This is a genomic window from Rhodococcus sp. 114MFTsu3.1, from assembly GCF_000383555.1.
In the GTDB taxonomy this organism is placed as follows: domain Bacteria; phylum Actinomycetota; class Actinomycetes; order Mycobacteriales; family Mycobacteriaceae; genus Rhodococcoides; species Rhodococcoides fascians_E.
Genome location: NZ_KB911572.1, coordinates 1 through 7,425 on the forward strand (window position 1 = coordinate 1; position 7,425 = coordinate 7,425).

The following is a 7,425-nucleotide window of genomic DNA, read 5'->3' on the forward strand; positions in this document are numbered from 1 at the left end:
CCCCCGGGTCATTCCGCAGGCTCCACTCCCGCCTCCCCCGGGTCATTCCGCAGGCTCCACTCCCGCCCCACTAGCATGAGCTCATGGCAGTACTGACGGAATCCGACGTTCGAAGCGCGCTCTCGAAAGTCATCGATCCGGAAATTCGCAAACCCATCACCGACCTGGGAATGGTCAAGGGTGTCACCATCGGCGACGGAGGATCCGTCGACGTCGGGATCTACCTCACCACTGCCGGTTGCCCGATGAAAACGGAGATCAGCGACCGCGTCACCAAAGCCGTCGCCGATGTCGCGGGAGTCGGCACCATCACCGTCGAACTCGACGTCATGAACGACGAGCAGCGCACCGAACTCCGCAAGTCTCTACGCGGCGATTCCGCGGAACCGATCATCCCGTTCGCTCAACCCGGCTCGCTGACGCGTGTGTACGCCGTCGCGTCGGGCAAGGGCGGCGTCGGGAAGTCGTCGGTGACGGTCAACCTCGCCGCATCGCTGGCCAAGCGTGGTCTGTCGGTGGGTGTGCTCGACGCCGACATCTACGGTCACTCGGTCCCCCGCATGCTGGGCAACGACGCCAAACCCACTCAAGTGGAGAAGATGATCATGCCGCCGCAGGCACACGGCGTGAAGTTCATCTCCATCGCGCAGTTCACCTCGGGCAACACGCCCGTCGTGTGGCGTGGACCGATGCTGCACCGCGCGTTGCAGCAGTTCCTCGCGGACGTGTTCTGGGGCGACCTCGACGTGCTGCTCCTCGACCTTCCGCCCGGCACCGGAGACATCGCCATCTCCGTGGCTCAGTTGATTCCCGGCGCCGAGATCCTCGTCGTGACGACGCCGCAGCAGGCTGCCGCCGAGGTCGCCGAACGCGCAGGCGCCATCGCTCTGCAGACCCGTCAGCGCATCGCCGGAGTCGTGGAGAACATGTCCTGGCTCGAGCTGCCCGACGGCACCCGCATGGACATTTTCGGATCCGGCGGCGGCCAGGATGTCTCGGATCGGCTGACCAAAGCCGTGGGCGCGAAAGTGCCTCTGCTGGGCCAGATTCCACTCGACACTGCAGTCCGTGAGGGTGGCGACGCCGGCACTCCGATCGTGTTGGCGCAGCCCGAGACTCCGGCCGCGCAGGCGTTGGAAGCGGTGGCCAAGCAACTCGCAGTGCGGGAGCGCGGGCTCGTCGGAATGTCGCTGAGCATCGACACCACCCGAAGGGCCTGATACCACCCGAATGCACACCTGTCGAGGGTTGGAGTCTTAGAATTCGCCAAGTCTTACACTTTGGTGAGAATCCTTTTCTTCGATAGAGAGTGGCCTGCATGAAGAAGCCGCAATCGAGTCGGACGGTACTGGTACCGATCGTGCTCGCCCTTTTCGTGACCCTGGTGGGGTCGCTGTTCGGTCCGGCCCTGGCGTCGGCGCAGCAGCCACCGCCGTCCGGACAGAACTACTCCATCGCCACCGATACCACGTTCGCTCCCTTCGAGTTCCAGGACGAGCAGGGCAAACTCGTCGGAATCGACATGGACCTCCTGGCAGCGATTGCCGCGGACCAGGGCTTCACCTACAACGTGGAGCAGGTCGGCTTCGACACCGCCCTGCAAGGCGTCACGAGCGGTCAGTTCAACGGAATGATCGCCGGAATGTCCATCACCGACGCACGAAAGGCGACGTTCGACTTCTCGGACCCGTACTTCGATTCAGGTGTCCAGATGGCAATTCTGGAGTCCAACAACGACATCGAGAGCTACGAAGACCTGCGCGGGAAGTCCGTCGCCGTCAAGAACGGCACCGAGGGCGCGACGTTCGCGGACTCCATCGCAGACCAGTACGGCTTCACGATCCGTAGTTTCGACGACTCGGCGACGATGTTCGAGGAAGTGCGTACCGGCAACTCCGCCGCCGCTTTCGAGGACTACCCCGTTCTCGCCTACGGCATCAACCAGGGCAACGGATTCAAGACCGTCACCGACAAGGAAGCCGGAGCAAGTTACGGCTTCGCCGTCGCCAAGGGCACCAACGCGCAGTTGCTCGAGCAGTTCAACACCGGGCTCGCGAACCTGCGTGAGAGCGGGCAGTACGACGACATTCTCGACACCTACCTCAGCGCGGAAGCGTCGACGTCGGACAACTCGATCCCCGGTCTGATCAAGAGCAGCTGGCAGTTGCTGCTCAAAGGTCTGTGGCTGACGGTCGTTCTCACCGTCATCTCCATCGCGATCGCTCTGGTTCTCGGCGCGATCTTCGGCCTGTTCCGTGTCTCGTCCAACATCGTGCTCCGAGGAATCGGCACGACGTACGTCGACATCTTCCGCGGCACACCGCTGCTGGTGCAGGCATTCTTCATCTACTTCGGTGTCCCTGCGGCACTGAACTTCCAGATGTCCGCATTCACCGCCGGCATCATCACGCTGTCGCTCAACGCGGGCGCCTACATGGCCGAGATCGTCCGAGGCGGAATCCTCGCCGTCGACAAGGGCCAGATGGAAGCGTCGCGAAGCCTCGGGATCAGCTACCTCAAGTCGATGCGCCGCGTCGTCATGCCGCAGGCCATCCGCACGATGATTCCGTCGTACATCAACCAGTTCGTCATCACGTTGAAGGACACCTCGTTGCTGTCGGTCATCGGCCTGGCCGAGCTGACCCAGACAGGCCGACTGATCATCGCCCGCAACTTCGAGTCGTTCAACATGTGGCTGATCATCGGCGTCATGTACTTCATCATCATCATGGCACTCACCAAGCTGTCGAACCGGCTCGAGAAGAGGATCAACAAGTGAGCACCAAGATTTCGATCAAGGCGCTGGAGAAGGCATTCGGCGACAACAAGGTCCTCAAGGGAATCGACGCCGAGATCGCCAACGGCGAGGTCGTCTGCGTCATCGGACCGTCAGGATCCGGTAAGAGCACCTTCCTGCGATGCCTCAACAAGCTCGAGGACATCACCGGCGGCCACGTCGTCGTCGACGGCGTCGACCTGACCGACAAGAACGTCAATCTCGACAAGATTCGCCAGAACATCGGCATGGTGTTCCAGCACTTCAACCTCTTCCCGCACATGACGGCACTCGAGAACGTCATGCTCGCACCCGTCGAGACGAAGAAGATGTCGAAGTCCGAGGCCAAGGACACGGCACTGAAACTGCTCGAGCAGGTCGGACTGTCCGAGCGCGCGGACTACAAGCCCGCGAGCCTCTCCGGCGGTCAGAAGCAGCGCGTCGCCATCGCCCGAGCACTCGCGATGAGCCCGTCGATCATGCTGTTCGACGAAGCCACCTCGGCACTCGACCCCGAAATGGTCGGCGAAGTACTGCAGGTTCTGCGGGACCTCGCCAAGGGCGGCATGACAATGGTCGTCGTCACCCACGAAATGGGCTTCGCCCGCGAGGTCTCGGACCGAGTCATCTTCATGGCCGACGGCGTCATCGTCGAAGAGGGAACCCCGGATCAGCTCTTCGGCAATCCGCAGAACCCTCGGACCCAGGACTTCCTGAACAAGGTGCTGTAAGGCTCGACCCACAGCATGAAGGCGCCACCGCAGCTGTCCGACCCACGGGATCCAGTGCACTGCGGTGGCGCCTTCATGCTGTGACGCTAAGAGCGCTACGTGGCGTCGGAGTCGATGGGCGGGGTCTGGCCTGCGGGCAGTTTCTTCTCGAGCGACGGCTTGGCGGGGGTGTTCGGGGTTCCGTTGGAGCTGCCGTTCGGCTTCTTGGAGTCGAAGTTGCCGGTGAAGATGGAGTCGTCACCGTCGAGCAGGTGTTTGGTGATGACAGCGCGGGGCGTCATGCCGCGGAGCTGATTGAGGTCGGCGAGGGGCTTGCGCAGGTCCTCGAAGTCGGTGCCCAGCTCGTCCTTGAGTTGCTGGCTTGCGCCGTTGGCGTATTCCTTGACCTGGCGGATGGACTTGGTGACCCAGCTGATGGCGCCGGGCAGCCGGTCTGGACCGAGGATGACGAGTGCTGCTACCAGGAGAATGACGAGCTCTCCCCAGCCGATGTTGCCGAACACGCCTGCCAGCCTAGTCCGAAACCGGGGTGACCGACACATCGACGAGTCTGCCGGACCGGACCAGCTGAACAGGCGTCGACTGGCCGATTTCGCTCGATTGAACGGCAACGACCAACTCATCGGCACTGGTCACAGCGCGGTCACCGACCTTTGTGATGACGTCGCCCTCGACGATTCCGGCTTCCTGTGCCGGCCCTCCCGCACGCACGTTCGCCACTTCGGCACCGGATGTTGCGTCGTTGATCACCGATCGAGCGTTGATGCCGATGTCCGGGTGTTTCATCTCGCCGGTCCGGATCAGCGATTGAGCTACCTCGGTGACGTCGTCGATGGGGATGGCGAAACCGAGGCCGACCGATCCGCCGCTCTCGCTGCGGATAGCCGAGTTGATGCCGATGACGCGGCCTTCGGCGTCGATCAGTGGTCCTCCGGAGTTACCCGGGTTGATCGCGGCGTCGGTCTGCACTGCGTCGATGACGGCGTCGGTGTCGGTGCCTTCGCCGGACAGTCGAACGGGCCGGTCGAGTGCACTGACGATGCCGCGTGTGACGGTCTTGTTCAGGCCGAGCGGCGAGCCGACGGCGACGACGTCCTCCCCCACCTGGACGTCGGCGGAGTTGCCGAGCTCGGCCACGGTGAGGTTGCCGACGTCGGCCTTCAGCACTGCGAGGTCGGTCTTGATGTCGCGGCCGACGATGTCCGCGGGAACCTTGGTGCCGTCGGAGAACGTCACTTGCAGCGTGGCGCGATCGGGATTGGTGGCCGCCATCGAGATGACGTGGTTGTTGGTGACGATGTAGCCCTCGCCGGCGATGACGACGCCGGATCCGGTGCCTGCGTTCTCGCCGAGCGTGACCTGAATGGACACCACGGACGGCAGGACGGCGTCGGCGACGCGTGCCACCTGCCCTTGGGGCAAGTCCTCGCCGGTCGACTGCGTCAGATTCACCTTCTGGCTGGTCAACGCTCCGGTCACCTCGGCTGTTTCGCGCCCGATGAGGCCGCCGACGAGACCGATGGCCAACGCGACGACGCCGAGAACGACGAGCGCTTTCGGGGCGACCTTCTCGCCGAACAGAACCTCACGGACACCGAGCTTCGGGCCGAACGGGTGGACTGCGGGCTCGGGGATGTCCTCGGCTGCGGCGCCGAGCCTGACGGTGGAGTTCGGGTCGCGCCACGGATCCTCGGGTTCCGGTTCTGCCTCCGGGGGGCCGGTGGGAGCTTCAGGATCGCGCTGCAGCGATTCCTGCGCGTCGGTGGGCCTGCCGAAAGCCTCGGCGAGAACAGGGTCGGGCGCGCGCGAGGTGATTCTGGGCGACGGTTCGCCGCGTCGTGCCGCGGGGGTGAAGGAGCCTTGGACGTCGCTCGGCCGACCGAAGGCGGCAGTGGCGGCAGGATCGACCTCCGGCCGGTAGACCGGACGCGGTGGTAGCCGCGGCGCCTCCGGGTCAGTGTCGGTGCTGCGATCTGTATTGGTGCTCACGCGTTCCCGGTACCCCTCGCTCACGTCGGTCACAGCGGCCAAGATTACACAGGGCGACCCTAACGGCGTCTGCGACGAAGGTTCACGACCGACGTCACAATGACGCGTCGGCGTCGCTCGACCTCTGCTTTGACCTCGGGCGGCTCGCACATCGGGATCTGACTGAGCAGACCGAGCAACGAGTTGGGCATGGACATCTCGCCCGAATCCTTCAGGGCGCTACGCGCCTGTTGCTGGGCATCGACCTCGGCTGCGCACTCCGGGCACTCCGCAATGTGCCGAGCAGCACGTAGGTACGCGTTCATACGCAGCTCACCGTCGGCGAATGCAGCGATCGCTTCGCTGGCCAGATGTTCGGTAGAGCTGAACCGCCGTGGCTCTCGGGCCTGCGTCATCCAACCCTCCTCGTAGCTACTGAACACTGGCGTGAGAAGTGTCGACCTTCCCGTTCACTCGAAGGTACTCCCGTAGCGCCGCGCGTCCACGATGGATACGACTACGCACCGTCCCGAGCTTGACGCCCAGTGTCGCACCGATCTCCTCGTAGGACAGGCCTTCGATGTCGCACAGCACGATCGCTGCACGGAACTCGGGCGCCAACGAGTCGAGCGCGGACTGAAGATCCGGATCCAGCCGGGCGTCGTGATAAATCTGCTCGGGGTTGGGTGTCTCCGACGGCACACGGTCGTAGTCCTCGGGCAGCGCCTCCATGCGGATGCGGTTGCGTCGACGGACCATGTCGAGAAACAGGTTGGTGGTGATGCGGTGCAACCAACCCTCGAACGTTCCCGGCTGGTAGTTCGACAGGGAACGGAACACCCTGATGAACGTGTCCTGCGTCAGATCCTCGGCATCCTGGGCGTTACCGGACAATCGGTAGGCAAGACGGTAGACGCGGTCACCGTGCTCACGGACCAGTTCGTCCCAGGACGGCATGGTGGCGTCCTCGCCGCTGGCATCGAAAGCGGCGGTGCCGCTCAGTTCGGCGGTGTCTAGATCTTCTTTGATCTCGTAGATGGCTGGATCCTCCTGCTCAGGAACACGTACCAGTACAACCAGCGACACCGCCGGGATGTTCCTGTTTCGCGTTGCTCGTCGATCAAGCGATCACAAGTAGCTTCTCCCACTCGCGTGTGGCCGACGTGTGAATAACCTGAGGTGCCGCTGAGAAACCTGTCCGCTCGGAAATTCGTCCGGGTCACGTTAATGTCGCAGGGTGCCGACTAATGCCGAGAGATTGCTGTCGTATGCCGAGGAATCCGCCCAGGAGGACGACGTTCTCGTCTCGGCCCGCGAACGCGCCGAGGACCTCGGTGCAGCACCCGTGCCGGCCTCCGTCGGCGCGATTCTCAGCATCTTCACTCAGATGCTCGGCGCCAAGACCGTCGTCGAGATCGGGACCGGCGCCGGCATCAGCGGCCTCTGGTTGCTCGACGGGATGCGCGAGGACGGCGTACTCACGACCATCGACACCGAACCGGAATACCAGCGCGCGGCCAAGGAAGCGTTCCGAGCCGGAGGTATCCCGCCGTCACGTACGCGATTGATCAACGGGTGGGCGCTCGACGTCCTCCCTCGCCTCGCCGACGACACCTACGACCTCGTGTTCATCGACGCCAGCCCCGTCGACCATCTTCATTTCGTTCAGGAGAGCGTCCGACTACTACGCCCCGGCGGTGTACTGGTGCTACACAACGCACTGCTGAACGGCCGGGTGCCGGACTCGACTCAGCGCGACGCCACCACCGTCGCAGTCCGGGCAGCAGCCCGAGCCATCGCCGAAGACGAGCGTCTCACCACCGTCCTGCTTCCGCTCGGCGACGGACTGATCTGCGCTTCGCGCAGCTGACCTTGGGTCATTTCGCAGGCTCCACTCCCGGGGCTTCGCGCAGCTGACCTTGGGTCATTTCGCAGGCTCCACTCCCGGGG

8 protein-coding genes are annotated in these 7,425 nt (G+C 63.8%); 4 read left to right on the forward strand and 4 right to left on the reverse strand.

All coding sequences use genetic code 11. The features are described from left to right. Nucleotides 1–83 precede the first annotated feature (83 nt). The 3 genes from H292_RS0126555 (at nucleotide 84) to H292_RS0126565 (ending at nucleotide 3,507) form a co-directional block, all read left to right on the forward strand. A complete protein-coding gene (locus tag H292_RS0126555; RefSeq protein WP_019665379.1) occupies nucleotides 84–1,220 on the forward strand; it encodes an Mrp/NBP35 family ATP-binding protein in 1,137 nt (378 codons plus the stop codon). Nucleotides 1,221–1,318: 98 nt separating this feature from the next. Beyond that, the gene (locus H292_RS0126560) at nucleotides 1,319–2,779 is read left to right on the forward strand and encodes an amino acid ABC transporter substrate-binding protein/permease (protein ID WP_020113422.1); all 1,461 of its coding nucleotides are present in this window, start codon (nucleotides 1,319–1,321) and stop codon (nucleotides 2,777–2,779) included. Continuing rightward, the gene (locus H292_RS0126565) at nucleotides 2,776–3,507 is read left to right on the forward strand and encodes an amino acid ABC transporter ATP-binding protein (protein ID WP_019665381.1); all 732 of its coding nucleotides are present in this window, start codon (nucleotides 2,776–2,778) and stop codon (nucleotides 3,505–3,507) included. The genes H292_RS0126560 and H292_RS0126565 overlap by 4 nt, the downstream gene beginning before the upstream one ends. 95 nt (nucleotides 3,508–3,602) lie before the next feature. On the opposite strand, the gene tatB is transcribed toward H292_RS0126565, so the two are convergent. The 4 genes from tatB to sigE are packed head-to-tail and all read right to left on the reverse strand — an operon-like array spanning nucleotide 3,603 to nucleotide 6,513. After that, nucleotides 3,603–4,010, reverse strand: a complete 408-nt coding sequence (gene tatB, locus H292_RS0126570; protein ID WP_019665382.1) for a Sec-independent protein translocase protein TatB — start codon at nucleotides 4,008–4,010, stop codon at nucleotides 3,603–3,605. Nucleotides 4,011–4,020: 10 nt separating this feature from the next. Continuing rightward, complete coding sequence (locus H292_RS0126575) at nucleotides 4,021–5,496, reverse strand: S1C family serine protease (RefSeq protein ID WP_196806207.1); 1,476 nt, start codon at nucleotides 5,494–5,496, stop codon at nucleotides 4,021–4,023. Nucleotides 5,497–5,555: 59 nt separating this feature from the next. Beyond that, a complete protein-coding gene (locus H292_RS0126580; protein ID WP_033188102.1) occupies nucleotides 5,556–5,891 on the reverse strand; it encodes a hypothetical protein in 336 nt (111 codons plus the stop codon). 16 nt (nucleotides 5,892–5,907) lie between these two features. After that, nucleotides 5,908–6,513, reverse strand: a complete 606-nt coding sequence (gene sigE, locus H292_RS0126585) for an RNA polymerase sigma factor SigE (RefSeq protein ID WP_026347834.1) — start codon at nucleotides 6,511–6,513, stop codon at nucleotides 5,908–5,910. A gap of 199 nt (nucleotides 6,514–6,712) precedes the next feature. Between sigE and H292_RS0126590 the strand changes: the two genes are divergently transcribed. After that, nucleotides 6,713–7,345: an O-methyltransferase gene (locus tag H292_RS0126590; RefSeq protein ID WP_026347835.1), complete on the forward strand. Its 633-nt coding sequence runs from the start codon at nucleotides 6,713–6,715 to the stop codon at nucleotides 7,343–7,345. Nucleotides 7,346–7,425 lie beyond the last annotated feature (80 nt).

Bases quoted from the DNA above. Each gene is read 5' to 3' on its own strand.
- H292_RS0126555 (WP_019665379.1), top strand. From the start codon at position 84: ATGGCAGTACTGACGGAATCCGACGTTCGAAGCGCGCTCTCGAAAGTC.
- H292_RS0126560 (WP_020113422.1), top strand. From the start codon at position 1,319: ATGAAGAAGCCGCAATCGAGTCGGACGGTACTGGTACCGATCGTGCTC.
- H292_RS0126580 (WP_033188102.1), bottom strand. From the start codon at position 5,891: ATGACGCAGGCCCGAGAGCCACGGCGGTTCAGCTCTACCGAACATCTG.